This window comes from Streptomyces sp. NBC_01454, from assembly GCF_036227565.1.
In the GTDB taxonomy this organism is placed as follows: domain Bacteria; phylum Actinomycetota; class Actinomycetes; order Streptomycetales; family Streptomycetaceae; genus Streptomyces.
Genome location: NZ_CP109460.1, coordinates 6624224 through 6649926 on the forward strand (window position 1 = coordinate 6624224; position 25703 = coordinate 6649926).

The 25703-nt window shown below is 72.6% G+C and carries 25 protein-coding genes; 11 read left to right on the forward strand and 14 right to left on the reverse strand.

Annotated elements, in window-relative coordinates; all coding sequences use genetic code 11:
- Positions 1 to 16: 16 nt before the first annotated feature.
- From OIU81_RS29245 to OIU81_RS29260, 4 genes are all read right to left on the reverse strand, one after another.
- On the reverse strand, positions 17 to 1072 hold the full coding sequence (locus OIU81_RS29245; RefSeq protein ID WP_329152566.1) for a glycosyltransferase family 2 protein: 1056 nt from the start codon (positions 1070 to 1072) through the stop codon (positions 17 to 19).
- Positions 1069 to 1884: a glycosyltransferase family 2 protein gene (locus OIU81_RS29250; protein ID WP_329152567.1), complete on the reverse strand. Its 816-nt coding sequence runs from the start codon at positions 1882 to 1884 to the stop codon at positions 1069 to 1071. The genes OIU81_RS29245 and OIU81_RS29250 overlap by 4 nt, the downstream gene beginning before the upstream one ends.
- A gap of 451 nt (positions 1885 to 2335) precedes the next feature.
- A complete protein-coding gene (locus tag OIU81_RS29255) occupies positions 2336 to 3454 on the reverse strand; it encodes a GNAT family N-acetyltransferase (RefSeq protein ID WP_329152568.1) in 1119 nt (372 codons plus the stop codon).
- A gap of 1 nt (position 3455) precedes the next feature.
- Positions 3456 to 3884: a hypothetical protein gene (locus tag OIU81_RS29260; protein WP_329152569.1), complete on the reverse strand. Its 429-nt coding sequence runs from the start codon at positions 3882 to 3884 to the stop codon at positions 3456 to 3458.
- A gap of 247 nt (positions 3885 to 4131) precedes the next feature.
- Between OIU81_RS29260 and OIU81_RS29265 the strand changes: the two genes are divergently transcribed.
- Entirely contained in the window at positions 4132 to 4842 is a 711-nt protein-coding gene (locus OIU81_RS29265) for a YoaK family protein (RefSeq protein WP_329152571.1), read from the forward strand.
- A 44-nt stretch (positions 4843 to 4886) separates the two neighbouring features.
- Here OIU81_RS29265 and OIU81_RS29270 read toward each other — a convergent pair whose 3' ends face one another.
- Positions 4887 to 5903 carry a GlxA family transcriptional regulator gene (locus tag OIU81_RS29270; protein WP_329152573.1) on the reverse strand — a complete coding sequence of 339 codons (1017 nt, stop codon included), beginning with the start codon at positions 5901 to 5903 and terminating at the stop codon, positions 4887 to 4889.
- Between the two features lie 53 nt (positions 5904 to 5956).
- On the opposite strand from OIU81_RS29270, the gene OIU81_RS29275 reads away from it, so the two are divergent.
- The 3 genes from OIU81_RS29275 to OIU81_RS29285 all read left to right on the forward strand — a co-directional run bounded on the left by OIU81_RS29275 (position 5957) and on the right by OIU81_RS29285 (position 7938).
- Entirely contained in the window at positions 5957 to 6352 is a 396-nt protein-coding gene (locus OIU81_RS29275) for a cupin domain-containing protein (protein WP_329152575.1), read from the forward strand.
- 243 nt (positions 6353 to 6595) lie between these two features.
- Entirely contained in the window at positions 6596 to 7402 is an 807-nt protein-coding gene (locus OIU81_RS29280) for an SGNH/GDSL hydrolase family protein (protein WP_329152577.1), read from the forward strand.
- 272 nt (positions 7403 to 7674) lie between these two features.
- Positions 7675 to 7938: a hypothetical protein gene (locus OIU81_RS29285; RefSeq protein ID WP_189100352.1), complete on the forward strand. Its 264-nt coding sequence runs from the start codon at positions 7675 to 7677 to the stop codon at positions 7936 to 7938.
- Positions 7939 to 8185: 247 nt separating this feature from the next.
- Here OIU81_RS29285 and OIU81_RS29290 read toward each other — a convergent pair whose 3' ends face one another.
- Positions 8186 to 9436 (reverse strand): type ISP restriction/modification enzyme, encoded by a 1251-nt coding sequence (locus OIU81_RS29290; protein ID WP_329152581.1) that lies wholly within the window; start codon positions 9434 to 9436, stop codon positions 8186 to 8188.
- A gap of 220 nt (positions 9437 to 9656) precedes the next feature.
- Between OIU81_RS29290 and OIU81_RS29295 the strand changes: the two genes are divergently transcribed.
- Positions 9657 to 11048, forward strand: a complete 1392-nt coding sequence (locus OIU81_RS29295) for an MFS transporter (RefSeq protein ID WP_329152584.1) — start codon at positions 9657 to 9659, stop codon at positions 11046 to 11048.
- Between the two features lie 602 nt (positions 11049 to 11650).
- Here OIU81_RS29295 and OIU81_RS29300 read toward each other — a convergent pair.
- Both OIU81_RS29300 and hmgA read right to left on the reverse strand, forming a co-directional pair.
- Positions 11651 to 12397: a GntR family transcriptional regulator gene (locus OIU81_RS29300; protein WP_329152585.1), complete on the reverse strand. Its 747-nt coding sequence runs from the start codon at positions 12395 to 12397 to the stop codon at positions 11651 to 11653.
- A 16-nt stretch (positions 12398 to 12413) separates the two neighbouring features.
- Positions 12414 to 13769, reverse strand: a complete 1356-nt coding sequence (hmgA, locus tag OIU81_RS29305; protein ID WP_329152586.1) for a homogentisate 1,2-dioxygenase — start codon at positions 13767 to 13769, stop codon at positions 12414 to 12416.
- Between the two features lie 139 nt (positions 13770 to 13908).
- On the opposite strand from hmgA, the gene OIU81_RS29310 reads away from it, so the two are divergent.
- The 4 genes from OIU81_RS29310 to OIU81_RS29325 all read left to right on the forward strand — a co-directional run bounded on the left by OIU81_RS29310 (position 13909) and on the right by OIU81_RS29325 (position 19031).
- Complete coding sequence (locus OIU81_RS29310; RefSeq protein WP_329152588.1) at positions 13909 to 14571, forward strand: TetR/AcrR family transcriptional regulator; 663 nt, start codon at positions 13909 to 13911, stop codon at positions 14569 to 14571.
- A gap of 205 nt (positions 14572 to 14776) precedes the next feature.
- Positions 14777 to 16225 (forward strand): CitMHS family transporter, encoded by a 1449-nt coding sequence (locus OIU81_RS29315; RefSeq protein WP_329152590.1) that lies wholly within the window; start codon positions 14777 to 14779, stop codon positions 16223 to 16225.
- 202 nt (positions 16226 to 16427) lie between these two features.
- On the forward strand, positions 16428 to 17822 hold the full coding sequence (locus tag OIU81_RS29320) for an aldehyde dehydrogenase family protein (protein ID WP_329152591.1): 1395 nt from the start codon (positions 16428 to 16430) through the stop codon (positions 17820 to 17822).
- 108 nt (positions 17823 to 17930) lie between these two features.
- Positions 17931 to 19031: a zinc-binding dehydrogenase gene (locus OIU81_RS29325; protein ID WP_329152592.1), complete on the forward strand. Its 1101-nt coding sequence runs from the start codon at positions 17931 to 17933 to the stop codon at positions 19029 to 19031.
- Between the two features lie 28 nt (positions 19032 to 19059).
- Here the strand turns inward: OIU81_RS29325 and OIU81_RS29330 are convergent, their stop codons facing one another.
- Complete coding sequence (locus OIU81_RS29330) at positions 19060 to 19707, reverse strand: TetR/AcrR family transcriptional regulator (protein ID WP_329152594.1); 648 nt, start codon at positions 19705 to 19707, stop codon at positions 19060 to 19062.
- Positions 19708 to 19861: 154 nt separating this feature from the next.
- On the opposite strand from OIU81_RS29330, the gene OIU81_RS29335 reads away from it, so the two are divergent.
- Positions 19862 to 20494 (forward strand): TetR/AcrR family transcriptional regulator, encoded by a 633-nt coding sequence (locus OIU81_RS29335; protein ID WP_006607696.1) that lies wholly within the window; start codon positions 19862 to 19864, stop codon positions 20492 to 20494.
- A 16-nt stretch (positions 20495 to 20510) separates the two neighbouring features.
- Here OIU81_RS29335 and OIU81_RS29340 read toward each other — a convergent pair whose 3' ends face one another.
- Entirely contained in the window at positions 20511 to 21170 is a 660-nt protein-coding gene (locus OIU81_RS29340; protein ID WP_329152599.1) for a DUF4328 domain-containing protein, read from the reverse strand.
- Between the two features lie 52 nt (positions 21171 to 21222).
- Positions 21223 to 21684, reverse strand: a complete 462-nt coding sequence (locus OIU81_RS29345) for a MaoC family dehydratase (protein ID WP_329152601.1) — start codon at positions 21682 to 21684, stop codon at positions 21223 to 21225.
- A 142-nt stretch (positions 21685 to 21826) separates the two neighbouring features.
- Here OIU81_RS29345 and soxR point away from each other — a divergent pair, with 142 nt between their 5' ends.
- Positions 21827 to 22408 carry a redox-sensitive transcriptional activator SoxR gene (gene soxR, locus OIU81_RS29350; RefSeq protein WP_329152603.1) on the forward strand — a complete coding sequence of 194 codons (582 nt, stop codon included), beginning with the start codon at positions 21827 to 21829 and terminating at the stop codon, positions 22406 to 22408.
- A gap of 49 nt (positions 22409 to 22457) precedes the next feature.
- On the opposite strand, the gene OIU81_RS29355 is transcribed toward soxR, so the two are convergent.
- From OIU81_RS29355 to OIU81_RS29365, 3 genes are all read right to left on the reverse strand, one after another.
- Positions 22458 to 23897 carry an amidase gene (locus tag OIU81_RS29355; protein WP_329152605.1) on the reverse strand — a complete coding sequence of 480 codons (1440 nt, stop codon included), beginning with the start codon at positions 23895 to 23897 and terminating at the stop codon, positions 22458 to 22460.
- 243 nt (positions 23898 to 24140) lie between these two features.
- Positions 24141 to 24848, reverse strand: a complete 708-nt coding sequence (locus OIU81_RS29360) for a 3-keto-5-aminohexanoate cleavage protein (protein ID WP_329152607.1) — start codon at positions 24846 to 24848, stop codon at positions 24141 to 24143.
- 89 nt (positions 24849 to 24937) lie between these two features.
- Positions 24938 to 25552 (reverse strand): hypothetical protein, encoded by a 615-nt coding sequence (locus tag OIU81_RS29365; protein ID WP_329152610.1) that lies wholly within the window; start codon positions 25550 to 25552, stop codon positions 24938 to 24940.
- Between the last annotated feature and the right edge of the window lie 151 nt (positions 25553 to 25703).

Consider the following 25703-nt stretch of genomic DNA (forward strand, 5'->3'; position numbering starts at 1 on the left):
GCAGGCGGGTGCGCGCTCACGCCGCCGCCCCCTCACGCACCACGCCCGCGCCGTTCCCGTCACCCTCAACTCCGTTATGTCTTAAGGATATTGACCCTCTTCTGGCTCTCGCGGTGCCTCGCGCATAGCCGCCCGCGGCGGCCGCCACCCCGGCGACGATCGCGCCCGCGCGGCCGGCGCCGCCCGGCCGGCGCAGCAGGGCGTCCCGTACCCCGCGCAGCACCCCGGCGGGCAGCACCCGGGTCGCGTAGCGCCGTTCGGTCGCCAGCCCGTCCCGGGCGCCGACGCTCCGCGCCACCAGCGCCTTGGACAGACCCTCCGCATACGCCCGGCTGCGGAAGTAGCCGAACCGCTGCCGCTCGGCCGGCACCCGGTGATGGATGACCGACCGGTCGTCGAGCAGCAGCACGGCACCGGGCACCGCCTGGGTGATGCGGATGCACAGCTCGGTCTCTTCGCCGCCCAGCGGCCGCCGGCCGGCATCCCGGCCGATGCCGACGGCGAACCCGCCGACGAGGTCGAAGGCGGTCCTGCGGAAGGACGCGTTGCCGCCCAGGACATTGCGCACCCGCACCCTGCCCGGCGGCAGACCGCGGTACGTACAGCCCACCACCCAGTCGAACTCCTCGGGGAACCACACGGGGCGGCGGCCGGCCGCCCAGACCGGCTCGGTGCGTCCGCCGACCGCCATCACCGCCGGATCCGCATACGCCTCGGCGAAGTGCCGCAGCCAGTCCCGCTCGGCCACCGCGTCGTCGTCGAGGAAGGCGATGACCTCGCCCCCGGCCGCGGCGATACCGGTGTTCCGGCCCGCGGACAGCCCGCGGGGTCCGGAATTGGCCATGATCCGCAAGGGAGTTGCGGGAGCACCGGGAGTGGATGCGCCCGCGCGAGCGCCCCCGAAGTGCTCCCCGAGCCGCGCGAGGAGCGCGGGGTGGTGGTCCACCACGAGCAGCAGCTCATGGGCGGGACGGGACTGGCCGTGCACCGAGGTCACCGCGGCCAGGATGTCGTCCCAGCGGTCCTCGGTGTGCACACAGACGACCACGGAGATCCGCGGCGCCGGGCTCATCGCGCATCCCCGGTGATCAGCGCCGGCCGGACCGGACGGTTCTTTCGGCTGCCCCGCTCCCGCAGGATCACCTTCAGCACCCGCAGCCCGTCCCGCACCGCCCGCAGATTGCTGACGCCGTGGATGCGGTTGTACTCGTGGCTGGGGATCTCCTGCACCCGCAGCCCCGCCTTGACCACCCGGATGTTCATCAGCGTCTCGACCTCGAACCCCGCGCAGTCCAGGGCGATGTGGTCCAGGCAGTGCCGCCAGAAGGCGTTGTATCCATAACAAAGATCGGTATAGCGGGCCCCGAATTTGGCATTGACAACGGCGGTCAGCACACGGTTGCCGAGCTTGCGGATGGCCGTCATGTCATCCGTGCCGCCGCCGTTGGCGAACCGGGAGCCCTTGGCGAAATCGGCCCCGGACACCAGCGCCGAGACATAACTGACGATCTCGGCGCCGTCGGCCGATCCGTCCGCGTCGACCATCACGATGATCTCGCCGGTGCAGGCCGCGAATCCGCTGATCAGCGCGTCCCCCTTGCCTCTGCCGCGCTGCGGTACGACCGTGACGCCGGGCCACAGCTCGCGGGCGACCCGGACCGTGTCATCGGTGGAATTCCCGTCGACCAGGACCACTTCATGAATCCAGTCCGGCAGGGTCTTGAAGACATACGGGAGATTCTCCGCTTCATTCATCGCCGGAATGACGACACTGACCGGCGGTGCGATGGCCAGATGCGAGGAAACGGGCCGGTAGGCGGACTGGTCCGGCAGCAGCGTCAGCGGTGGTTCGTCCGCGTCGGCCGGGCGAAGGAACGCGCTCATGATTTCTTGCCCTCTCGTCCGGTGGACCGCCCACCCCCGGGCGGTTCCGTGCTGGGTATCCGGGTCGAAAGGGGGGTTCACACCCCGGTCGGCACGGCGGCGATCACCGTCCGAGCAGGGCGAGCTGGCATACGTCGGACGGCTGCGCGGCTCGTGCCCCGGTCATCGGCAGGCAGCGATCGGCAAGCGAAGACCGGGCACGGGACCCCCCCACCGCGCACCGCACCGAACGGTTCATCGTGTCGCCGGGGCCCTCCCCAGGAGCCGTCTTGCGATGATCGTCCGTTGCGGGTGGATGTGCGTCGGTATTGATAAATGGGACTGTAGGACAAGATCTTCCGTCGGAAATGCCCTTTGCCGTAATTCACCGTCACATACCGAGGCACGCCGGTATTTATGCACCGGCGCACGCCCCGTTGCGCCGTTGCGCAAAGACCTGTGAACCCCCACGTCAGCGGCGCGCGGCAGATGCGTCCCCGCCCCCCGACCGGAGGCGCCCCCACTGCTTGAGGACACGGTCGGCGGACGCGAACAGCTCGGGCCTGGCCAGCACCGCATTGCGCAGCGCACGCACCGGCGCGCGCCGGGCCCGGTGCCCGAGCGCCACCGGGTGGGGCCGCATCACCCACCCCTCGGACACCGTGAGTTCACGCGTTTTAAGGGAGTCCTTGTAGTCCTTGGCGCCCCGCCCCAGATCGAGATACGCCAGGGATTCCGTGGCCGCCGCCTGCGCCATCCGCAGATGCAGCACCAGCCCGGGGGAGAACTTCGCGAACTCCGGGTCATAGGCCGGGAACCAGCAGGCGAGCACGGCGTCCGAACGCAGCCCGAAGTGCGCCGCGACCGGCCGCTCGCCCGCGTAGAGCACCGACAGCAGGCCCGCGAAGGAGTCGGTGCGGGTGTGGAAGAGGTGGCGGACGAGCCGGACGATCCAGGGGTGTGCGAAGCGGTCGCTGCGCCCCGTCCTGCGGTACTGCGCCGACTTCCACCGCATCAGCGCCGGCAGCGCCGCCGGGTCCCGCTCGTCATGGACGTAGCGCACCGGCCCGATGTCCCGGCCGAGCTTGCGTTCCTTGGCGAGGGTGGTCCGGGTGAACTTCGGCGACCGTTCCCGCAGCCCTGCCAGATACGCCTCGAAGCCCTGGTCCACCTCGATGACGGGCGAGGCGTGACGGACGGAGGAGGCCGTCTCGAACGGCTGCTGACCGGCCACCAGATGATCGAACTCCAGCACCGACAGGCCGCAGCCGCGCAGCAGTTCCCGGGCGTCCCATGCGAACCCGGGCCGGTGCACCAGGCCCTGCGCGTCGGAGACGCCGAGGCCCACCGCCCGGCCGATGCCCAGCGCCGAACGCTGGAAGGGCAGAAACGCGGCCGGCCCGCCGTCCTGGTGGAGCACCGCGACCCGCACCCCGCCGCGGCAGCGGTCGACGGCCCCGGCGAACTCGGGGGAGAGGAAGGGGTTCGCCAGCTGCGGCGCCCCCAGGGCGGGTGCCCGGGACTGCAGGGCCGTCCAGGCGCTCCGGTCGGCCCCGGTCAGCTCGCCGGGGCGGTACACCGCGACGTCCATGTCAGCCCGCCCGCCTTCCGGGCGCCCGGCCGACCCGGCGCAGCAGCGCGCCGACCAGCGGCAGTGCGACGCTGAACACCGCCACCGCCGCCACACCGCCGCGTATCGACCACAGATGCAGCGTGAGCATGGCCTGGGCCACCAGCAGATCGACGGCGAGCGCCCCGGCCCCGGCGACGACCGCACGGCCGAGCGGATCCATCCGGCCCAGCGCCGTGGCGATCGCGGCGCCCGGTGCCGTCAGGAGGAAGAAGAGGGTGAGCGGTGCGCGCAGTGGCGAGCCGATGTCGGCGAGCGCCAGGACGGCCCCCAGGATGCCGGCGCCGGCGGCCGCGCCGAGCGCCAGCGAGGCGGTGGTGCTCACCGGGCGTCGTGCGCCGGACGGCGGCCGGTCGTACGCGTCCACGTGCGGGATGGTCTTGGTGTGCATTGGCTGCTTTGCCCCCCATAAGCACCGGATGCCGGGCCTCAATGTCGCGCAGCGTTCGGAGCACCGTCAAGACGCGAAGACGGCCGGAAAACGGCGTAACCGGACGGCGGTGCGGTGTCTGTGTGGTGCCGGTGCGCTGCCGGTGAGCCGCCCACAGACGGCGCAATGGCGCCGCCGCGGGGCCGCCGTCCGGAGACTGGGGGGACGCGCCGCGAGGTGCGGTGACCCGCCGGAAGGAGCCGCGTCCGTGGAGCCGCCGAGCGGAACCGCCCTGACGGTGATCATGGTGTGTCTGACCGTGGCCACCGGAATGCTCGATGCCGTCAGCTTTCTGGCGCTCGGTCACGTCTTCACCGCCACCCAGACCGGCAATCTGCTCTTCCTCGGCTTCGGTATCGCCGGGCAGGGCGGTGTGCCGGTGGCGGCGACGGTCGTCTCGCTCGGCGCCTTCGTGCTGGGGGCGGCGCTCGGGGCCCGGGTGGAGTCGGGGCTGGCCCGCCTCCGGCGCCCGTGGTTCCCGGTCGCACTGGTCGCGGAGGCGGTGCTGCTGGCCGCCGCCGCTGCGGCGGCCTGGCAGTCGGGTCCGGCCCGCGGGCTGCCGCCGGGCCGCCGCTACGTCATCGTCGGTCTGATGGCGGTGGCGATAGGCATGCGCAACGTCACCGCCCTGCGCATCGCCTCGCCCGACCTCACCACCACCGTCGAGACCCGGGCGATGACGGCCCTGATCAGCGGCTCACCGGTGGGGCACGACAAGCGACTGGGCTACGGCAGCCACGTCGCGGGCCGCCGCCTGGCCTCGGTCGGCGCGATGTTCGCCGGCGGCCTCCTGGGCGCCGGCCTCCTCGGCCTGGGCACCCGCCCGATACTGGTGATCGCCCTGGTAGCGGTATCCGTCGCGGCCACCGCCTTCCTGGTCCCCGGCATGGCCCGCCGGCGCACGGCCACCGAGGACTGACAGACCTCGGCGAAAGCTGGTGCTGCCGCACGGATCCGGGTGGTTCACCGGTGGACGATGCCCGGAGTCCAGCCGGCCTCCGGACCGAACCGGCGCCGGTACGCCGAGGGAGTGAGCCCGGTCTCGCGACGCATCAGCGCGCGCAGGTTGGCGGCGGTGCCCAGTCCGCTGCGCCGCGCGACCACGTCGAAGCGTGACTCCCCCCGCTCGATCAGGCGGCAGGCCAGGGACACCCGTTCCGCCGTGAGCCACGCCAGCGGCGTCGTGCCCAGTTGCGCCTGGAAGCGGCGGTGCAGCGTCGCCGGACTGACCGCCGCACGTGCCGCGAGACCGGACACCGTCAGCGGTGCGTCCAGTCGCTCCTGCGCCCAGGCCAGGACCGACGCCAGGGACTCATCCGGCAGGTCCGGCACCGGCCGCTCCACGAACTGCCGCTGGCCGCCGTCCCGGTGGGCGGCGAAGACCAGCCGCCGGCTCACCGTGTTGGCGACCTCCGCGCCGTGGTCGCGGCGGACCACGTGCAGTCCGAGGTCGAGGGCGGCCGCACTGCCCGCGGCGGTGAGGATGTCACCGTCGTCCACGAACAGTACGTCCGAGGCGAGCCGGACAGCCGGGAAGCGGGCCCGGAAGGCGTCGGCCCACTGCCAGTGCGCGGTGGCCCGGCGTCCGTTGAGGACCCCGGCCTCGGCCAGGGTGAAGGCGCCGCTGCAGAAACCGACCAGGCGCGCACCACGCGCGTGTGCCCGCCGGACGGCATCGAGCACGGCCGGGCGGCGAGGCACCTCGACATCCGGCCGGTTGGGGACGATCAAGGTGTCCGCAGAGTCGGCCGCTGTCAGGTCCTCGACTCCCGTGAGCGTGAAGAATCCGTCCCGCATCAGCGTGTGAGGACCGGGCGAGCAGAGCCTGAAGTCGTAGAGCTCACGGCCGATCTCGGGTCTGCGCAGGCCGAAGATCTCGGTCGCGCAACCGAGCTCGAAGGGGTTCGAGTTCTCGTCCACGATGACGACGACGCGGTGCGGGCCGGCGGCAGGGGCGGCGTGCGAGGATTCTTGCGGCATATGCGATTCCTAGCACTCACGCTGACCAGGCGTCACCGGAAATGATGGCGCTCATGACCAACGAACCCATTGCCCTCGGCACGGCCCTGGCCTCCTTCGATGCCCTGTGGAGCCCCCGCATCGTCACACGCGTCAACGACTACGACGTACGCGTCGCCAAGGTCGACGGCGAGCATCTCTGGCACGCCCACGACCACACCGATGAGTTCTTTCTGGTGCTCGACGGCGAACTGCACCTCGCGCTCCGTGAGCCTGCGGGGGAGCGCACGGTCGTGCTCCCCCAGGGCACGGTGTTCACCGTCCCACGAGGTACGGAACACAAGCCGTACGCCCCGTCCGGCGCCGCGATCCTCATGTTCGAGCCCACCGGGACGGCGACGGTCGGGGATCGTCACGACGAGATCCCGGACCATGTGGACGCGACGACAGGGCACGCGCTCCGCTCCTGAGACCCCCGTACGTCGCCGGCCGCCGGCCGAGCAACCGTCCGCGGCCGCGTGCTCCGCGGTGCGCCATCGGGGTGGACATGGACGTGTCGGCCGGGGCAGGGCGAAGGGGTGATATCGGGGGGAACATCGCCTCGGATCGGGAGATTTGCCGCGAACTGGCGATGAGTTTTGGCATGGACACTTCCGGCTACCCGCGAGTCTTGCTACGACGGATGTGGCAGAGCTCCTGCTAAGGGAGGTTCCATGAAACTGTCCCGATTCGCGGCCTTGACGTCCGCCTTCTTCGTCACCTCGGCGCTCGCGCTCACCGGCGCGAGCGCCGCCGCGTCCGCCCAACTCTCCACCGCCACCGGCTATGTGGCCCTCGGCGACTCCTACTCCTCCGGTGTCGGGGCCGGCAGCTACGACAGTGCCAGCGGCTCCTGCAAGCGCAGCGCCAAGTCCTACCCGGCCCTCTGGGCCGCCGCGCACTCCCCCTCCTCGTTCCGCTTCACCGCCTGTTCCGGCGCCCGAACGGGTGATGTTCTCAGCAGTCAGCTCGGGCCGCTCGGCAGCTCCACGGGGCTGGTGAGCATCACCATCGGCGGCAATGACGCCGGGTTCGCCGACACCATGACGACCTGTGCGCTCCAGGGCGAGAGCGCCTGTCTGGCCCGGATCGCCCAGGCCAGGACCTTCATCGACGGCACCCTGCCCGGCCGGCTCGACGGGGTGTACGACGCCATCTCCCAGAAGGCCCCGGCCGCCCGTGTGGTCGTCCTGGGCTATCCGCACTTCTACAAGCTCAACGGCACCTGTCTCGCCGGCCTCTCCGAGCGGTCCCGTGCCGCGATCAACGCCGCGGCCGACGACATCAACGGCGTCACCGCGAAGCGGGCCGCCGACCACGGCTTCTCCTTCGCCGATGTCAACGCCACCTTTTCCGGACATGAGCTGTGCTCCGGCAGCGCCTGGTTGCACAGCGTGACCTTCCCCGTCGACGAGTCCTACCACCCCACCGCCGCCGGCCAGTCCGGCGGCTATCTTCCGGTGTTCGCCTCCGCTGCGTGAGCACCCGTCCGCCGGGCGCCGGGGAGGGGTGATGAGATCCCCGTCTCTCCTTGTGCGTCCCGGCGGCCCGTCAGGCACCCCGCCGGGCCGCCCCTGAGGCCCGGTGGTCGCTCAACTCGCCCTGGTCCACGCGGTGTAGGTGACATTCCGTATGGTGTGCGTCAACGTCAAAGCGGGGCAGGTGAATCCGATGACCGGTCTGCGCGCGTGTCCTGAGAGAGAGATAGGGTTACCCTGCCCGGGCCGGGTGCCCTCGTAGGGTGGGGAGAGTCATGGAACAGATAACAGTGCGTAGCAGGGCGCGAGTCCCTGCCATCAACTGCGGGAGCAGTGCGTCCAGTGCGCGCCTCGACCGCCATTTCGCCGTATTGGGTGGCCCAGCCATCCCGCAGCGTGAGGTGGAGGGCGCGACCTCGCTGATGCAGGAGCTGACCGCGCGTGATCGTTCGCGTTCGAGGAACAGCCGCGGCGCCAGGGTGTCGCTGTTCGCGCCGCTGCGCAGGCTGCGGCGCTCGCTGTTCGGGGGGCACGGCTGATCCGCTGCTGAAGCGGCATCTCGGGCGATCACACCGTCCCGGCGCGGCACTGCGGTCCACTCGCTCATCGGGCCCAGGGCGTCGGCAGGTTGTCGGTGTGCTCGCCGGGGCGGGAACCCCTGCCCTGCGGATGCCCTGAGCCGCCCACTCGTCCGGCCCCGTCCCCACCCGGCCGGCGCAGGACTCCCCACCACCCGTTGCGCCGCGACGGGTGGTTTCTTGTGTGCGCACCCGGTCGGCCGCGCGCTCACAGCAGCGCGAACTGCCCCTCCGGCCCCTCCTCGTGATGATCGAGCACCGAGGCCGGCCGGTGTGCGTGGACCGGCGCGGGCAGGATGCCGGCCGCCCGGAGTTCACCCGCCGCGAGCTGCGGGCCCTCGTCCGTGGCACGGTGCAACTCCGCACATTGTGGAACGAGTTCGGCCAGCAGCGCCAGCACGGTCAGCAGCTCCAGCAGCTCCGAGGTCCACTCCTGGAGCCAGCTCGTGGGGCGCAGCGCCGCCAGGGAGCCGGGCTCCGGCTCTTCCGCGGCGGTGCCGGTGCGCTCGGCGCACCAGGTCTCAAGGACACGCAGCCCACCCGCGTGGAAGTCCCAGGCGCCCGCGGGCACCGGGGAGATCCGGCCGTCGCCCAGCAGCAGCGCCTCCTCCTGCGGGTCGTAGCCGGGCGACGGGGGCAGCCCGTGGGCGGGGAGCGCGGAACGGACGTAGGGGCGGCGGCCGCCGGGCATCCGGGGCCGCTCGACGCCGGGCCCGCCCGGGGTCCCGACGGCGTGGGCGCCCCGGGTCCACAGCCACAGCAGCCGCCCGCCGAGCGCGACACCGCGCTCCCAGACCTCCGGGTCGGCGGTGAGCGGCACCGTGCAGCCGTCGGGGGAGTGCCGGGCGCTCGCGGTGAGCCAGGCGAGCAGGTCGGCGGGGCGCACCGCGCGGTCCAGGCGCCGGCCGAGCAGGGCGAGCAGGCCGGGCGCGAGGTTCGGCTCCTGGCCGCCGGGCCGCCGGTAGAACGGGCGGATCCGGCCGGGGCGGCCGGCCGGGGAGCGTCCGTCGGGCAGCAGCGTGGTGCACACCACCGGAGGCCCGGGCAGCTGCGGGACCTGGCCCCACTCGACGACGAACAGCTGCCGTTCGTCGGCCACCCGCCACAGCTCCGGCCGGGCCCCGTCGATCAGCCGGTGGTCGGGCAGCAGCCACTGCTGGTCGAACGGGCCGTGCAGGATCCGTACCGGCTCGGGACAGGGCCCGCTCGCGCGGTGGAGCCGCCCGGTCGGGGTGGCCTGGCCCGGCAGCTGGCCGACGGCGGAGTGCAGGGTGCGGGCCCGGGACGGCCGGAACAGGCGCTCGCGGGCGGCCGTGTCGCCGGCTTCCACCAGCGCCGTCCAGCGGGCCCGCAGGGTCGCCGGGTCCGGCGAGCGCACCCAGGAACGGCCGAGCCGCAGCGGCGCCACGGACCACGGCATGAGATCGGACAGCCGTGGCGCGTCCTGCTTCGCCGTCACGCGGAGCCCCTCCCGGACCGTTCGGTTGACCCCGGCATGGTAACCACGGGGCCCGGCGGGCGTACCGCCTCCGCCGGTCACGCCACTCCTTGGGGGCGGGTCTCCCCGCGGTCTTCCGCTTGCTGATCTTGGCGGAGTACGGTCCTCGCCGTACGCCCGGCCACACGGTGCGGACCTGGCTCCGTGCGGTGTGCCGGGACCTGCTCAGGGGAGGAGCGTCATGCGGGACACCACCTCGCCCACGCCGGACCGGCGCGGGGGGACGGCCCTCGGCACCCGGGCCGCCGCACGGCTCGACCGGCTGCCGCCGTCGCGGTGGCACCGCCGTCTCACCCTCGTCGTCGGCATCGGTGCCTTCTTCGACCTCTACGAGCTGTTTCTGGGCGGGGTGCTGGCCGCGGTGCTGGCCGGGCAGTGGCACCTGGGGCACACCGCGACGTCCTGGGTGATCGCGTCCGGCTTCCTCGGGATGTTCGTCGGCGCGAATGTGCTCTCGGTGCTCGCCGACCGCTTCGGGCGGCGCCGGATGTTCCTGGTCAATCTGGCCGCCTACTCGTTCTTCTCGCTGCTGAGCGCCGGTGCGCCGGATCTGTCGTGGCTGCTGCCGCTGCGCTTCGCGGCCGGGCTGGGGCTCGGCGCCGAACTCGTGCTGGTGGACACCTATCTCGCCGAGTTCCTGCCCCGGGCGGTGCGCGGGCGCTACCTCGCCTGGGCCTACACCATCGGCTTCGTGGGCGTGCCGGTCGCCGCGCTGCTCGGGGCCCGCCTGGTGGCCGCCCACCGGCTGCTGGGCCTCGAGGGCTGGCGCTGGCTGCTGCTCGCCGGTGCGCTGGGCGCCGCGTTCCTTCAGCTGATGCGGCGCCGGCTTCCGGAGTCACCGCGGTGGCTGGCGGTGCAGGGCCGCGACGCGGAGGCCGAACGGATCGTGGCGGAGCTGGAGGAGCGGGTGGCCCGGGAGAGCGGCGGCAGCCTGCCGTCGGTACCCGAGACGGAGACCGTCTGGGAACGGCGGGTGCCGCTGGGGGAGATGTTCCGGGGCACCTGGCGGCGGCGGACCGTGATGTGGTGGCTCTTCCAGGTGCTGCAGACCGTCGGCTACTACGGCTTCGGGTCGCTGGCGCCGGTGGTGCTCACCGCGAAGGGGCACACCGTCACCGAGTCGCTGCTGTACGCGGCGCTGAGCTTCTGCGGCTATCCGGCCGGCTCCGCGCTGTCGGTCCCGCTGATCGACCGGGTCGAGCGCCGGACGCTGATCATCGCCTCGGCGCTCGGCATCGCCGGCTGTGGTCTGGCCTTCGGATTCGCCACCGCGGCCTGGGCCGTCGTCACCTTCGGCTTTCTGCTGACGGTGTGCAGCAACATCTTCTCCAACGCCTTCCACGTCTACCAGACCGAGCTCTTCCCGACCGCCCTGCGCAGCAGCGCCATCGGTATCGCCTACTCGCTGTCCCGGCTCACCTCGGTCGTACTGCCGTTCGTCGCGCTGAGCGTGCTCGACGACTTCGGGGCGGCCGCGGTGTTCACCGGCTCGGCGGGCCTGATGCTGCTGCTGTGCCTGGACGTGGCGCTGCTGGGGCCGCGCACGACGGGGCTCAGCCTCGAGCGGATTTGAGGGCTTCCCGCGTTTTTGGCTTTCCCGCCGTGTTGGTTGCTCGCCGTTTGTCGCCCGCTTCGCGGTGCGCTCGCCGTTGCCTGTTCGCTGCGCTTTGTCTCGGCCCGATTTTGGATTTCCCGTCGTTGCGCCTCTCCGCTGCGCGGGGCTGGTTCCCGCGTTGTCGTCTGCGGCGTCGTGGTTCGTCTCGCCGTTGCGCCTGCGGCGGGCGGGGGTCCGCTGCGCGGGGCTGTCGGGGTGCGGTGACGGGCCTCCGGGGCCGGTGTGTGGGACTGCTTCGCTTTACGTCCCACACACCGGCCCCTCCGGCCCGCCCCCTCCCGTTGTGGGAGGGGAAGAAGGCCGGTGGGGGTGGCGGCAAGTGGTGCGGTGCGCCTGGTGCCTCGTAAGGAAACGAGCATCCATGGCCCGCCCCCACTCACCGATACTTCTCCCCTCACGGGAGGGGACGGGCCGGAGGGGGTGGGTGTTCGGACGTAAAGCGAAGCAGTCCGAACACCCACCCCCGGAGGCCCGTCACCGCACCCGACACCCACCCGCCCGCCGCAGGCGCAACGGCGACAAGCCACCACGGCGGGAAAGCCAACAACGTGGGAAGAAAGCTAAGCGTCAAGCGACACCGTGAAGGAGAAGCGGTCGCCCCTGTAGTGGATTCGGGCCACATCGACTGCGTGGCCGTCCTCGTCGTAGGTGATGCCCGTGTAGTGCAGGATCGGGCTGAGCAGCGGGATCCGCAGCAGCCGGGCGGTCTCCGGGTCGGCCAGTCGCGCCTCGACGGTGTCGGTGATCCGGCTGATCCGTACGCCCACCACGTCCCGCAGCACCTTCGTCATCGGCCAGCGGGTCAGGTCCGCCGGGTCGATCCGGGCGGCGATCTCGGGACGTACGTAGTTGTGGGCGTGGTTGGTCGGCTCGCCGGTCTCCTCGTCGCCGCGCAGCCGGCGGAAGCCCGTCACCTCGGCCATGCCGGGGAAGTACCCGGACAGTTCGGCCGGCACGGTGGTGGGGCCGTGGCCCAGCAGCTCGGTGCTCATCCCGGACTGCTGGGCCACGATCGCGTCCACGGAACCCAGCAGCCGCACCGGCGCACCGCGCTGAGCGCTCGGCTCGATGAAGGTGCCGCGGCGCCGGTGCCGGCTGATCAGCCCCTCCGTCTCCAGCTCCTTGAGGGCCTGGCGCATGGTCAGGACGCTCACGCCGTAGTGCGCGGCGAGTGCATCCTCGGTGGGCAGCCGCAGCGGCGCCTCGGGGGAGCGGCCGAGTATGGAGGCGCGCAGCGACTGCGAGACCTGGTACCACAGCGGCAGCTTGCGGTTCAGGTCGAGCGAGTCGGGAGCGAAGGTGGTCACGAGGTCTTCCCCGGTGTCACGGGCGGAAATGGCGCTGGAGACCCTGCCATACGTCGTCGTAACCCCGCTGCAGATGGCCGGCGTCCCGGGCCTGTTCGGTGAGCGTCAGCGGCCAGCGGGTCTCGAACATGAAGGCCAGGCCGTCGTCGACCTTCTGCGGCTGGAGCTCGGCGTCGCTCGCGCGGTCGAAGGTCTCCCGGTCCGGCCCGTGCGCCGACATCATGTTGTGCAGTGAGCCGCCGCCCGGGACGAAGCCGCCTTCGCCGGCCGCCTTCGCGTCGTAGGCGCCCTCGATCAGACCCATGTACTCGGTCATCACATTGCGGTGGAAGTACGGCGGGCGGAAGGTGTCCTCGCCGACCAGCCAGCGCGGTGCGAAGACCACGAAGTCCACGCCCGCCAGCCCCGGGGTGTCGGAGGGGGAGGTGAGGACGGTGAAGATCGACGGGTCGGGGTGGTCGTAGCTGATCGAGCCGAGGACATTGAAGCGGCGCAGGTCGTAGACGTACGGGACGTGGTTGCCGTGCCAGGCGACGACATCCAGCGGTGAGTGGTCGTAGGTCGCGGTCCAGAGGTGGCCGCAGAACTTGTTGACGACCTCGACGGGGCCCTCGACATCCTCGTAGGCGGCGACCGGCGCGCGGAAGTCCCGGGTGTTCGCGAGGCCGTTGGCGCCGATCGGGCCGAGGTCGGGGAGCTGGAAGGGCCGTCCGTGGTTCTCGCAGACATAGCCGCGCGCGGTCGGGCCCTGTCCGTCGGACGCGGCGTCCAGCAGCTCGACGCGGAAGCGGACACCGCGCGGGATGAGGGCCACCTCGCCCGGTTCGGCGCGCAGCAGGCCGAGTTCGGTGCGCAGCAGCAGCGCGCCGCGCTCCGGGACGATCAGCAGCTCGCCGTCGGCGGTGCTGAACACCCGCCGGTCCATGGAGGTGTTGGCGCAGTACAGGTGCACGGCCATGCCGGTGCGCTGGGTGGGGTCGCCGTTGCCGCCCAGGGTCCACAGGCCGTCGAGGAAGTCGGCCGGGCCCGCGGGCTCGGGCAGCGGGTTCCAGCGCAGCCGGTTGGGGTCGGGGACGCAGTCGGTGAACGGCGCCGAGCGCAGGGCGCCCTGCGCGGCGCGGGTGAACGGCGGGTGGGCGGCCGACGGGCGGATGCGGTAGAGCCAGGAGCGGTGGTTGGTCCCGCGCGGTTCGGTGAACGCCGAGCCGCTGAGCTGCTCGGCGTAGAGGCCGAGCGGGGCGCGCTGGGGGGAGTTGCGACCGGTCGGCAGTGCCCCCGGGACGGCCTCCGAGCTGTGCTCATTGCCGAAGCCGGTGGTGTACGCCAGCGCCTCGGCCGTTTTCCGCGCCTGCTCGTTGCCCGTGCCTGTCATCGCGTGCTCCCGCCACTCAAGGAATCCTATGCAAGACATTAGGATTCCGGCAGGGGGCCGTCAACGTAAGACTCCCGGCCGCGCGGCCGGAACGTCACGGTTACCCGCCGCCGGCCCGGTCGCCGGGCAGGATGGACGGGTGCAGCAGCCCACCCCGCGCCCCGCCCCGCCGCTCGGCTCCCTCCGCCGCGCCCCCGTCCAGCAGCGCAGCGCCCAGCGCCTGGCCCGGATCCTCGACGCCTGCGCCCATGTGCTGGAGGAGACCGGCTACGAGAATCTGAGCACCCGGTCCGTGGCCGTCCGCGCCGGCGTCCCGATCGGCTCCGTCTACCGCTTCTTCCCCAACAAGCGCGCCATGGCCGAGGCCCTCGCCCGGCGCAATCTCGACGCCTACGCGGACCGCATCACCGCCCGGCTGGCCACACCGGCCCCCGCGTCGTCGCAGTGGCACCGCGCGATGGACGTGGTGATCGACGAATACCTCGCCATGAAGCGCACGGTGCCGGGCTTCGCCCTGGTGGAGTTCACCGTTCCCGCCCCGCGCGCCTCCCGCCAGGCCAACTACGAGGTGGCCGACCGGCTGCTCGGCCTCTTCGCCGGACCGCTGAGCCTGGACCCCGCCGACGAGCGGCTGCGCACCGCCTTCCTGGTGGGCGTCGAGACCGCCGACGCCCTGCTTCAGCTCGCCTTCCGTACGGATCCGGAAGGGGATCCCGCGATCGTCGGGGAGACCAAGCTGCTGCTGCGGGCCTATCTGGTGCGCTATCTGGACGGCGGCGGGGCGGACGCCGGCCACGAATGAGTGCGCGGTCCGCCGTGGCCCGGCGGGGGCACGGGCGGCCACGGCGCGACGGCGCGGCGGCCCGTTCGGAGAGATCCGCATTGACCTGGGGTTTTGCTCGTATTGCTCGCGCGTCAAGCCCTTGTTAACAAAAGTTTGCGGCACCTAACGTCAGCCGAACCGCCACCCCCGGTAAATGTTCAAGGGCGAACGTGAGGTACCACTGATGCTGACAATCCTCGGATTTGTCATGATCGCCACCTTCCTGGCGCTGATCATGGTGAAGAAGATGTCACCGATGGCAGCGCTCGTGCTGATTCCCGCGCTGTTCTGTGTCCTGGTCGGACAGGGCGCGCACCTGGGCGACTACGTCCTCAAGGGCATCGGCGACCTGGCCCCCACGGCCGCGATGCTGATGTTCGCCATCATTTACTTCGGGGTGATGATCGATGTCGGGCTCTTCGACCCGATCGTCCGCGGGATCCTGAAGTTCTGCAAGGCCGACCCGGTCCGCGTCGTGATCGGCACGGCGCTGCTCGCCGCGATCGTCTCGCTCGACGGCGACGGCTCCACCACCTTCATGATCACCGTCTCGGCGCTCTACCCGCTGTACAAGCGGCTGAAGATGAGCCTGGTGGTGATGACCGGCGTCGCCGCCACCGCCAACGGCGTGATGAACACCCTCCCCTGGGGCGGCCCGACCGCCCGCGCCGCCACCGCCCTCAAGCTCGACGCCGGCGACATCTTCGTCCCGATGATCCCCGCCCTGGCCGTCGGCCTGGTCGCGGTCTTCGTCCTCGCGTACGTCCTCGGCCGGCGTGAGCGCAAGCGGCTGGGCGTGCTGGCCCTCGGCGACACCCGGCTGGTGACCGAGGACCTGGACGTCAAGGAGAGCGAGCCGGTCCTGGTCGGCGCGGGCGCCGTCGGCACGGGCGGCGCCCCGGCCGGTGGCCCGCGCACCCCGGGCGGCGCCGGCACCGATTCCGGAGCCGCCGGGTCCGCCGGCTCCCCGGAGGGCGCGGACGAGGCCGGTCTCCAGACGCTGGACCCGCAGCGCGCCACCCTGCGCCCCAAGCTCTACTGGTTCAATGCCGCGCTCACCGTCGCGCTGCTCACCCTGCTGATCCTGCAGGCGCTGCCGATCCCGGTGCTGTTCCTGCTCGGTGCCGCCCTCGCGCTCACCGTCAACTTCCCGCACATGAAGGACCAGAAGGCCCGGGTCGCGGCGCACGCCGAGAACGTCCTCAACGTCTCCGGCATGGTCTTCGCCGCCGCCGTCTTCACCGGGGTGCTCACCGGCACCGGCATGGTCGAGCACATGGCCCGCTGGCTGGTCAGCGGCATCCCCGACGCGCTCGGCCCGCACATGGGCCTCGTCACCGGCGTGCTCAGCATCCCGCTGACCTACTTCATGTCCAACGACGGCTTCTACTTCGGCATCGTGCCGATCCTCGCCGAGGCCGGTGCCGCCCACGGCGTGACCCCCGTCGAGATCGCCCGGGCCTCGCTCGTCGGCCAGGCCCTGCACATGTCCAGCCCGCTGGTCCCCGCGGTGTACGTCCTCGTCGGCATGGCCAAGGTCGAGTTCGGCGACCACACCAGGTTCACCGTCAAATGGGCCGCGCTGACCTCCCTGGTGGTCCTGGGGGCGGGTCTGCTCTTCGGCATCCTCTAGGGGCGGGCCGGACGGGCCGGACGGGTTGGACGGGGGCGGTCGATGGCGGCCGCGCCCCCACCTCATAAAGGGAGGTCGCGGGCATCTCGTAGGCTCGTGCCCGCCGTCACCCGGGCCGGGGGGCGGCGGGCTCCCTGGCGCCCGCAAAACTACCGGCGCTAGTTTGGGGGGACGACGACCGGCGCCACGGGAGGATCACGACGTGAAGCAGCACGACGCGATGTACATCGACGGAAGCTGGCGGCCCGCCGCGGGCAGCGAGACGATCGAGGTCGTCAACCCGGCCGACGAACGGGTCATCGCCACCGTCCCGGCCGGCTCCGCGCCGGATGTGGACGCCGCCGTTCACGCCGCCCGCGCCGCCCTGCCGGGCTGGGCCGCCACCCCGCCCGGGGAGCGCGCGGACCGGCTGGCCGCGCTGCACGGCCGGCTCACCGAGCGCGCCGACGAGATCGCCGAGACCGTCACCGCCGAACTCGGCGCGCCGCTCGCCTTCAGCAAGGCGGTGCACGCCGGGGTGCCGCTCGCGGTCTGCGCCTCCTACGCCGAACTCGCCCGTACGTATGCCTTCGAGGAGAAGATCGGCAACTCCACCGTGCTGCACGAACCGGTCGGGGTGGTGGGCGCGATCACGCCCTGGAACTACCCGCTGCACCAGATCGTCGCCAAGGTGGCCCCGGCTCTCGCGGCGGGCTGCACGGTGGTGCTCAAACCGGCCGAGGACACCCCGCTGGTCGCCCAGCTGTTCGCCGAGTGCGTCGACGAGGCCCGGATACCCGCCGGGGTCTTCAACCTCGTCACCGGCCTCGGCCCGGTCGCCGGGCAGGCCCTCGCCGCGCACGAAGGCGTCGACCTGGTGTCCTTCACCGGCTCGACGGCCGTCGGACGGCGGATCGGTGCGCTCGCGGGCGCCGCGGTCAAGCGGGTGGCGCTGGAACTCGGCGGCAAGTCCGCCAATGTCATCCTGCCCGGTGCCGACCTGGCGAAGGCGGTCGGGGTGGGCGTCGCCAACGTCATGGCCAACTCCGGCCAGACCTGCAGCGCCTGGACCCGGATGCTGGTCCACAGGGACCGCTACGCCGAGGCCGTCGAGCTGGCGGCCGCCGCGGCGGCCAAATACGTGCCCGGTGAGCGCGTCGGTCCGCTGGTCAACGCCCGCCAGCAGGGCCGGGTCCGCGGCTACATCGAGCAGGGCATCGCCCAGGGGGCGCGCGTCGTGGCGGGCGGCCCGGAGGCGCTCGACGGGCCCGGCTACTACGTCCGGCCGACGGTCTTCGCGGACGTCACCCCGGAGATGACCCTCGCCCAGGAGGAGATCTTCGGCCCGGTCCTGGCGCTGCTGGAGTACGAGGACGAGGACGACGCCGCGCGGATCGCCAACGGCACCGTCTACGGTCTGGCCGGCGCGGTCTGGGCGGGCGACGACGCCGAGGCGGCCGCGTTCGCCCGCCGTCTGGACACCGGGCAGGTCGACATCAACGGCGGCCGCTTCAACCCCCTCGCCCCGTTCGGCGGTTACAAGCAGTCCGGCATCGGCCGGGAACTGGGCCCGCACGGCCTGGCCGAATATCTGCAGACCAAGTCGCTCCAGTTCTGAGCCGGCCGGGCGGGAGTCGGGCGGCGGGAGGCCCTGCCGCCCGCCGCCCGGCAGCCCGCCCGCCGCCCGGCACCTCCCCCGCCCCGTCCTCCGCACCGAGGAGATCCTGTGGTTCGCGCCGCCGTACTGTCCGCCGTCAACGCCCCGCTCCAGGTCACCGAGATCGATCTGCCCGCACCCGGCCCCGGTCAGGTCCGCATCAAGCTCGCCGCCGCCGGTGTCTGCCACTCGGATCTGTCGCTGTCCAACGGGACCCTGCGCCAGCCCGCCCCCGCCGTCCTCGGACACGAGGGCGCAGGCACCGTGACCGCGGTCGGCCCCGACGTGACCACGGTGGCCCCCGGCGACCAGGTCGTCCTCAACTGGGCGCCGTCCTGCGGCGACTGCCATTTCTGCGGGCTGGCCGAGCCGTGGCTGTGCGCCGGTGCGGGCCTCGCCGCGAACTCCCCGTACGCCACCCTCGCCGACGGCGCCACCGCGCTCTACCCCGGCCTGGGCACCGCCGCGTTCGCCGAGGAGACGGTGGTGCCCGCACACGCCGCGCTGCCGCTGCCGGACGGGGTGCCGCTCGCCGACGCCGCGCTGCTGGGCTGCGCGGTGCTCACCGGCTGGGGCGCCGTCCACCACAGCGCCCGGGTGCGGGCGGGGGAGTCGGTCGTGGTCTTCGGCGTCGGCGGGGTGGGCCTGGCCACGCTGCAGGCGGCACGGATCGCGGGCGCCGGCCCGATCGTGGCGGTGGACGTCTCGCCGGCGAAGGAGGAGCTGGCCCGCGCGGCCGGCGCCACCGAGTTCCTGGTGGCCGGGGACGCCGCGTTCTTCGAGAAGGAGGGCGCCAAGCGGATCCGCAGGCTCACCGGGGGAATCGGTGCCGATGTCGCCATCGAATGCGTGGGCCGCGCCGACACCATCCGCGCCGCCTGGTCGGCGACCCGACGCGGCGGCCGTACGACGGTCGTCGGCATCGGCGGCCAGGAGCAGCAGGTGACCTTCTCCGCCCTGGAACTCTTCTACTTCGGCCGGACGCTCTCCGGCTGCGTCTACGGCAACAGCGACCCCGCCCGCGATCTCCCGGTCATCGCCGGCCACGTCCGCTCCGGCGCGCTCGATCTCGCCGCGCTGGTCACCGAGCGGATCGGCCTCGACGGCATCCCGGCGGCCTTCGACGCGATGCTGGCGGGCAAGGGCGGGCGGGCGCTGGTCGTCTTCTGAGGCGGGGCGGGCGGTGCCGGGCGACCGGTCAGCCGCCGTCCGGCGGGACGAGGTCGGGGTGCGCCAGCGCCAGACCGTCCACCAGCGCGCGCAGCCCGGTCTCGAACGCGCCCTCGTCCACCTGCCGTTGATGCTCCGCCAGCAGATGTGCCTGGCCCAGATGCGGGTAGTCGGCGGGGTCGTAGGCGCCCGGGTCGTCGACGAAGCCGCGGGCGAACGAGCCCAGCGCGGAGCCGGCGACGAAGTAGCGGACCATCGCACAGACCCGGGTGGCCTGGGCGGGTGGCCAGCCCGCCTCGACCATGCCGCCGAACGCCGCGTCGGCCATCTTCAGTCCGGCCGGCCGGCGGCCGGGCCCCTGGGCGAGGAACGGCACGATGTGCGGATGGGCGGCGAGCGCCGCGCGATAGGAGCGGGCCCAGCCGAGCAGCCCGGCGCGCCAGTCCCCGCCCGCCTCCAGCGCCGACACATCGACCTGGGCGATGACCGTGTCGGCCACCGCGTCGAGGATCTCGTCCTTGGTCGTGAAGTGGTTGTAGAGGGAGGGGCCGCTGACGCCCAGTTCCGCCGCCAGACGCCGGGTGGAGAGCGCCGGCAGCCCCTCGGAGTCGATGAGCGCCAGCGCCGTGGAGACGATGCGTTCGCGGCTCAGCAGGGGCTTACGGGGTCGGGCCATGACGCACATAGTAGGGGCCGTTTGCCGAAAACTAGCAGTGCTCATTAACCGTCCGGTCCGCATCCGCCGGACCCTAAGCGCTTGCTCAGCGGCGCGATATGGTGTTCGATCCGTCAGTGGAGGGTCCCTGGTGGATCGAGGAGCGGGGAGCGCGATGGGTGCGGCGGCGGAACGGGCCGAAGAGGAGAACGAGGAGTGGGCCGGGGTGACCCCGGACGCCGCGCGACGGCTGGTCGGTGCCGCCGTCGAGGCCTTCGCGGAGCGTGGCTACCACGCGACCACCACCCGTGACATCGCCGGCCGCGCCGGTATGAGCCCGGCCGCGCTCTACATCCACTACAAGACCAAGGAAGAACTGCTCTACCGCATCAGCGGCATCGGCCACGAAAAGGCGCTGCGCATCATGGGCGCCGCCGCCGAGGCCGGGGGCAGCGCCACCGAGCGGCTGCGCGACGCCGTGCGCACCTTCGCCCGCTGGCACGCCGAGCACCACACCACCGCCCGGGTCATCCAGTACGAGCTGCAGGCGCTGAGCCCCGAGCACTACACCGAGATCACCGGCCTGCGTCGCAAGACCGACCGGCTGCTGCGGCAGATCATCCAGGACGGCGCGGACAGCGGGGAGTTCCGGGCCGACGACGTCCCCGGCACCACCCTCGCGGTGCTGTCGCTGTGCGTGGACGTCGCCCGCTGGTTCACGGCCGACGGCCCGCGCACGCCGGACGAGGTGGGCACCCTCTATGCCGATCTCGTACTGCGGATGGTGGGGGCGCCGGACAGACCCTAGGCCGTGGGCTTTCTCGTTACTTTCCCGCTGCACCCATGCGTTGCTGCTGCGCCGCGGTGAGTGCGCGGACGACGAAGATGCCGGCCACGGCCGCGCCCACGACGGTTGCATCGGCTATCACCAGGAACTGCACGTCCGTGTAGGCACGCGCGATGATGTCGTCCGTGGAGCCGGTGTACATCAGTCCCAGCCCGCTCAGCATCCCGGCCAGCCACAACCCCCACCACCAGTTCACGGCGCGCGGCAGCGGCTCGCCCGGGGCGATCTTCTGGTGGACGTCCGCGACGATTCCGCGGGGCACCCACAGGTTCATGATCGGTACGATCCAGCCCGCGTAGACCCACGGCCAGGCGTAGCGCGGCGCTTGTCCCGAAAGGACGAGCGCGTTGTCCCGCACGCGCAACAGCCACACGAGGAAGGCGGCCGCGCACAGCACTGTGGCCGCATTCCCCAAGGTGCTCACGAGGTGGTATGTGTTCTCCAGCCCGGTCAGCGTGCGGTGTCGGCCGTCGCCCTGGTCCGGGGGTCCGGAGGACGGCAGCCCCGCCGTGGCAAGCCGGATCTGCCAGGCGGCCCGGGCCACCCAGGCGGCGCCGGCGAGGGTGAAGCCGGCGATCGCGGAACGGGCCGCGCCCCTGACCGGATGCAGAGCGGGGTGCGTGGTGTCGTTATTCACCCGGCCATCCTGACCTACGGCAAGCGCCTGAGGCCAGGCCATGATCCTCGGTCTACAGGTAGAAGCGGCTGACCGTCTCCGCGACGCACACGGGCTTTTCGCCGCCCTCGCGCTCGACGGTCACGACCGTGGTGAGCTGGACGCCGCCGGACACCTCGGCCACCTCCGCGATCCGGCCCGTGGCGCGCAGCCGGGAGCCGACCGGGACGGTGGCCGGGAAGCGCACCTTGTTGGAGCCGTAGTTGAGGCCCATCTTCACGTTGTCGACGCGCATCAGCTGCGGTACGAGGGCGGGCAGCAGCGACAGCGTGAGATAGCCGTGCGCGATGGTGGTGCCGAAGGGGCCGGCCGCCGCCTTCTCCGGGTCCACATGGATCCACTGGTGATCGCCGGTGGCGTCCGCGAACAGATCGATCCGCTTCTGGTCGATCTCCAGCCAGTCGCTGGTGCCCAACTCCTCACCGACCGCGGCCCGCAGTTCGTCGAGCGATCCGAATACTCGGGGCTGTGCCATCTCCGTCTGCCTCCTCGGGATCCATCCGCCGCTGTCGCACACCGGCCGGGGGCGCTTACTAAGCGCTTGCTCAGCATGCGGAGTGGGGGTACCCACTGTCAACGCCTCAGGGCCACCGGGCACGTCCCCCTAGGGTGGAACCGTGCCCCAGCTTCCGTACAAGGTTCATGAACTCTCCGTCGGTCAGCTCTCCGCGCGCAGCGGCGCCGCGGTCTCCGCGCTGCACTTCTACGAGTCCAAAGGGCTGATCAGCAGCACCCGGACGGCGGGCAACCAGCGCCGCTACCCCCGTGACGCGCTGCGCCGGGTCGCGTTCGTACGGGCGGCGCAGCGGGTCGGGATTCCGCTCGCCGTGATCCGTGACGCGCTGGCGGAGCTGCCCGACGAGCGCACCCCCAACCGGGCCGACTGGGCCGGACTCTCCGAGGTCTGGCGTGCCGAGCTGGACGAGCGGATCAGTCAACTCATGGAACTGCGCGACCGGTTGAGCGACTGCATCGGCTGCGGCTGTCTCTCGCTGGAGACCTGTGCGCTGTCCAACCCGTACGACAGCCTCGGCGAACAGGGGCCCGGCGCGCGCCGGCTGCGGGTCGACCGGAGCGTCAAGGACCCGGCGGGGGCACAGCGGTGGGCCGACGACCCGCAGGGGAGCGCGGCCGGGCCGAGCGGGCCGAGCCGGAAGAGTGCGGCGGGCGGTCAGGAGTGCTGTCCGGGCGAGAGGTGAGGGTGCGGGCGGGCGCCCCCGGCGTGGGGCGCCCGCCCGTACCTCGGCGTCACCACATGGACGGCTTGCGGGCCGCCCACGGGCGGGCCTGCTCCAGCTGGGCGGAGAGCGCGATCAAGGTGGCCTCCTCGCCGTACCGGCCGGCCAGCATCACCCCGATCGGCAGGCCCTGGGCATTCCACTGGAGCGGGACGCTCACCGCGGGCTGGCCGGTGGCGTTGTAGAGCGCGGTGAACGGGGTGAAGGCGCCGATGGCGGCGAACTCGGCCTGCGGATCGGCGTCGTTGCGCAGCGCGCCGACCGCCACCGGAGGCGCGGCGACGGTCGGGGAGAGGATCACGTCATAGCCGCCCGGCGGCATCAGCCCGTCCGCGAGGGACTGGGCGAGCATCCGGAAGGCGTGCAGCGACCGGGCGAATTCCGTGCCGGAGACCTCGGCGCCGCGGGCGCGCAGATAGCGGGTGAGCGGCATCAGCAGCTCCTCGCCCTCCGGCGGCACGGGGCGGCTCGCGGCCAGCACCGACCAGACGCGGGTGAAGGCGAGGAGGATGCCGTCGTCGGACGGCAGCGTCAACTCCTCGACCTCGTGGCCGAGTCCGGTGAGCAGGGCGGCGGTGTCGGTGGTGGCCGTACGGCAGTCGGGGTGGACCTCGACCCCGGGGACGGGCGGCTCGGTGAGGCAGGCGATCCGCAGCCGTCCCGGCTCCCGGCGGGCGTACGCGGCGAAGGTGTCGCCGGGCGGCAGTGACGGTGCCGCGAACGGGTCGCCGGGCATGGGGCCCGCCAGGACGTCCAGCAGGGTGGCCGCATCGGCGACCGTACGGGCCAGCGGGCCCGAGGTGGCCAGGCCGGAGACGTCGTGCAACAGGGGGCCGCTGCTGATCCGGCCCCGGCTGGGCTTGATGCCGAACAGCCCGCAGACGGACGCCGGAATGCGGATCGAGCCGCCGCCGTCGCTGGCATGCGCGAGCGGGGCCAAGCCGCCGGCCACGGCCGCGGCCGCCCCGCCGCTGGAGCCGCCCGCCGAGAGCTCCGGGTTCCAGGGGGTGCGGGCGGGCGGCGCGAGGCCGTTCTCCGTGTAGCAGGGCAGCCCGAACTCGGGGGTGTTGGTCTTGCCGAGCAGGATCGTGCCGCCCGTCCGCAGCTTGCCGACCAGATGGTCGTCGAGCACCGGAACATTCCCGTCCAGCGCCCGGGAACCCATCGTGCAGCGCACCCCGGCGACCTGGTTGAGGTCCTTCACCGGGACGGGGACGCCGTGCAGCGGGGGCAGCGCGCGGCCCTCGCGGCGGGCCGCGGCGGCCTCGCTCTCCGCCTCCGAGGCCTGCTTGCGGGCGATCTCCGGGGTGCGGGTGAGGAACGCGCCGAGTGTCTCGTCGAGCCGCTCGATCCGCGCCAGATAGTGCTCGGTGAGCTCCACGGGGGAGATGTCACCGGACCGGATCCCCTCGGCCTGCTCGAGCGCGGTCAGATCGTGCAGTTCGGCCATGGACGTCCACCTTCTCCTGGGAGTGCCTCCCATGCCCTCACGGCAGGGGAGAGGGTGCCCGTGCGGCCTGGTGCCGTACGGGCGGGAAGGCCGCTGCCCGCCGGGCGTGAGGCCGGTGCGGGTGGTCAGCCCCGTGCACAGTGGTTTCCGTTGCTTCCGTTGTTCGGTTTCTGGTGGTTCAGTTTCCTGGTCGGACCGTAAAGGCCGTATATGAACGGACGGTTCGGGCACCGAGAGGGCCGCTCACCGCGCCGCCGCGGCGCGTATCAGCTGGGCGTTGTCGCGGGCCGGCCCGCCGTCGGGCAGCAGGAGGGTGTCCTCCAGGCCGATGCGGGTGTCCAGGCCCAGGGCGCCGGCCAGCCGCAGCACCGGCCAGGCCCCGCCGTCCTGGCCGTGGAGCAGCACCGGGCGGCCGGGCGCGGCGCCGGCCAGCGCGGCCAGCAGCTCGCGCGCGGTGGCCGGCGCGGAACCGGCGTCGGTGTCGGTCACCTCCGCCAGCACTCGCAGCACCCGGGGCGCGAGCGGGGAGCGGGCGAACAACCGGGCGCCGGCGGTGCCCGACCAGATGCCGGCCTCGATGCCGACGCCGCGCTCCAGCAGGGCCGCGGCGAGCGCCTCCGCGCCGGGCTCGTGCCAGTTCACCGAGGCGTGATCGGGCAGCGCCGTCCAGGACCCGACCCGCGCCACCCGGCGCACGGGGTCCGGCTCGGCCCAGGCGCCGGTCGTCACCCCGACCGGGACGTCCACCACCGCGCGGATCGCCTCCACGGCCGCGGCCACCACCCGCGGCGCGAGCGAATCCTGGCCGCACGGGGTCTTCGGATGGACATGGACATCCTCGGCGCCGGCCGCCACCGCCTGCCGTGCGGCAGCGGCGAGCGCGGCCGGTGACATCGGCAGCGCACCTGAACCGGCCGCGGTCCGGGGGCCGTTGAGGCAGACCTGAAGCATGCTCCGATGATGGCAGAAGGGTCTGACAATGCTCCCGGACCGCGGCCCTTCCCCGGCGCCCGCCGTGCCCGGCGGCTTCGGGCCGCCGCTCAGGCCGCCGCGAACGCCCCCGCGCCGCGGATGCGGTCGGCGGCCATCAGCGCCTCGGGCGTGAGCACGGACACCGGTGCGAGCACCCCGCACTGCCGGCAGGCCGGTCCGGCCGCCGGGTGGTTCATGGACTGCGGGAGCCAGCTGAAGCGGGTGCCGCCGCACACCGGGCAGTCGCGGCGCGGCCGGCCCGCCTCCATCGCGACGATCATGTTGCGGAGCACCACCGTGAGCGGGGCCGCGGGGTGCCGTTGCGGCGACTCGCACGGCACGATGTCACAGCCTCCCCACGTCCGCCGGTGCCACTCGTCGAGGGCGCCGGGCTGCCGGATGCCGTCGTGCTTCTCCTTGCGGCGCCGGGCGGCGAACTCCTCCTCGTACGCGAGCCAGAGGGTGCGGGCCTCCTCCAACTCGCTCAGCGCGGCCACCAGCCGCTCCGGATCCGGGTCGCGGTCCTGGGTCGCGATACCGGCCCGGGTGCACAGATGGTGCCAGGTCGCCCGGTGCCCGTAAGGGGCGAAGCGTTCGAGGCACTTGCGCAGCGCGGTGCGTCGCTGGGTCGCGACGAGTCGTGGATTGCGGACCTGCTCTGCGAGGGCTCTGAAACCGGCCATTTCATCCCACCTCCGTGGGGAGGATCCGACTGGACGGGGATGAGACGTAACCGATCCCCACTTGGATCCATCGAACTTTTTTGCGGTTTTGGCGGGGCGGGATCCGGGCGGGGGCCGGGGCGAGTCGGGGCCCGGTCTCGGGGTGTCCCGG

Excerpts from the sequence above, each read along its gene's own strand:
- OIU81_RS29365 (WP_329152610.1), bottom strand. The coding sequence starts at position 25,552 with ATGGCCGGTTTCAGAGCCCTCGCAGAGCAGGTCCGCAATCCACGACTC.
- OIU81_RS29250 (WP_329152567.1), bottom strand. The coding sequence starts at position 1,884 with ATGAGCGCGTTCCTTCGCCCGGCCGACGCGGACGAACCACCGCTGACG.
- OIU81_RS29280 (WP_329152577.1), top strand. The coding sequence starts at position 6,596 with ATGAAACTGTCCCGATTCGCGGCCTTGACGTCCGCCTTCTTCGTCACC.
- OIU81_RS29330 (WP_329152594.1), bottom strand. The coding sequence starts at position 19,707 with ATGGCCCGACCCCGTAAGCCCCTGCTGAGCCGCGAACGCATCGTCTCC.
- OIU81_RS29360 (WP_329152607.1), bottom strand. The coding sequence starts at position 24,848 with ATGCTTCAGGTCTGCCTCAACGGCCCCCGGACCGCGGCCGGTTCAGGT.
- OIU81_RS29345 (WP_329152601.1), bottom strand. The coding sequence starts at position 21,684 with ATGGCACAGCCCCGAGTATTCGGATCGCTCGACGAACTGCGGGCCGCG.
- OIU81_RS29355 (WP_329152605.1), bottom strand. The coding sequence starts at position 23,897 with ATGGCCGAACTGCACGATCTGACCGCGCTCGAGCAGGCCGAGGGGATC.
- OIU81_RS29295 (WP_329152584.1), top strand. The coding sequence starts at position 9,657 with ATGCGGGACACCACCTCGCCCACGCCGGACCGGCGCGGGGGGACGGCC.
- OIU81_RS29255 (WP_329152568.1), bottom strand. The coding sequence starts at position 3,454 with ATGGACGTCGCGGTGTACCGCCCCGGCGAGCTGACCGGGGCCGACCGG.
- OIU81_RS29260 (WP_329152569.1), bottom strand. The coding sequence starts at position 3,884 with ATGCACACCAAGACCATCCCGCACGTGGACGCGTACGACCGGCCGCCG.
- OIU81_RS29275 (WP_329152575.1), top strand. The coding sequence starts at position 5,957 with ATGACCAACGAACCCATTGCCCTCGGCACGGCCCTGGCCTCCTTCGAT.
- OIU81_RS29245 (WP_329152566.1), bottom strand. The coding sequence starts at position 1,072 with ATGAGCCCGGCGCCGCGGATCTCCGTGGTCGTCTGTGTGCACACCGAG.
- hmgA (WP_329152586.1), bottom strand. The coding sequence starts at position 13,769 with ATGACAGGCACGGGCAACGAGCAGGCGCGGAAAACGGCCGAGGCGCTG.
- OIU81_RS29335 (WP_006607696.1), top strand. The coding sequence starts at position 19,862 with ATGGGTGCGGCGGCGGAACGGGCCGAAGAGGAGAACGAGGAGTGGGCC.
- OIU81_RS29315 (WP_329152590.1), top strand. The coding sequence starts at position 14,777 with ATGCTGACAATCCTCGGATTTGTCATGATCGCCACCTTCCTGGCGCTG.
- OIU81_RS29285 (WP_189100352.1), top strand. The coding sequence starts at position 7,675 with ATGGAACAGATAACAGTGCGTAGCAGGGCGCGAGTCCCTGCCATCAAC.
- OIU81_RS29270 (WP_329152573.1), bottom strand. The coding sequence starts at position 5,903 with ATGCCGCAAGAATCCTCGCACGCCGCCCCTGCCGCCGGCCCGCACCGC.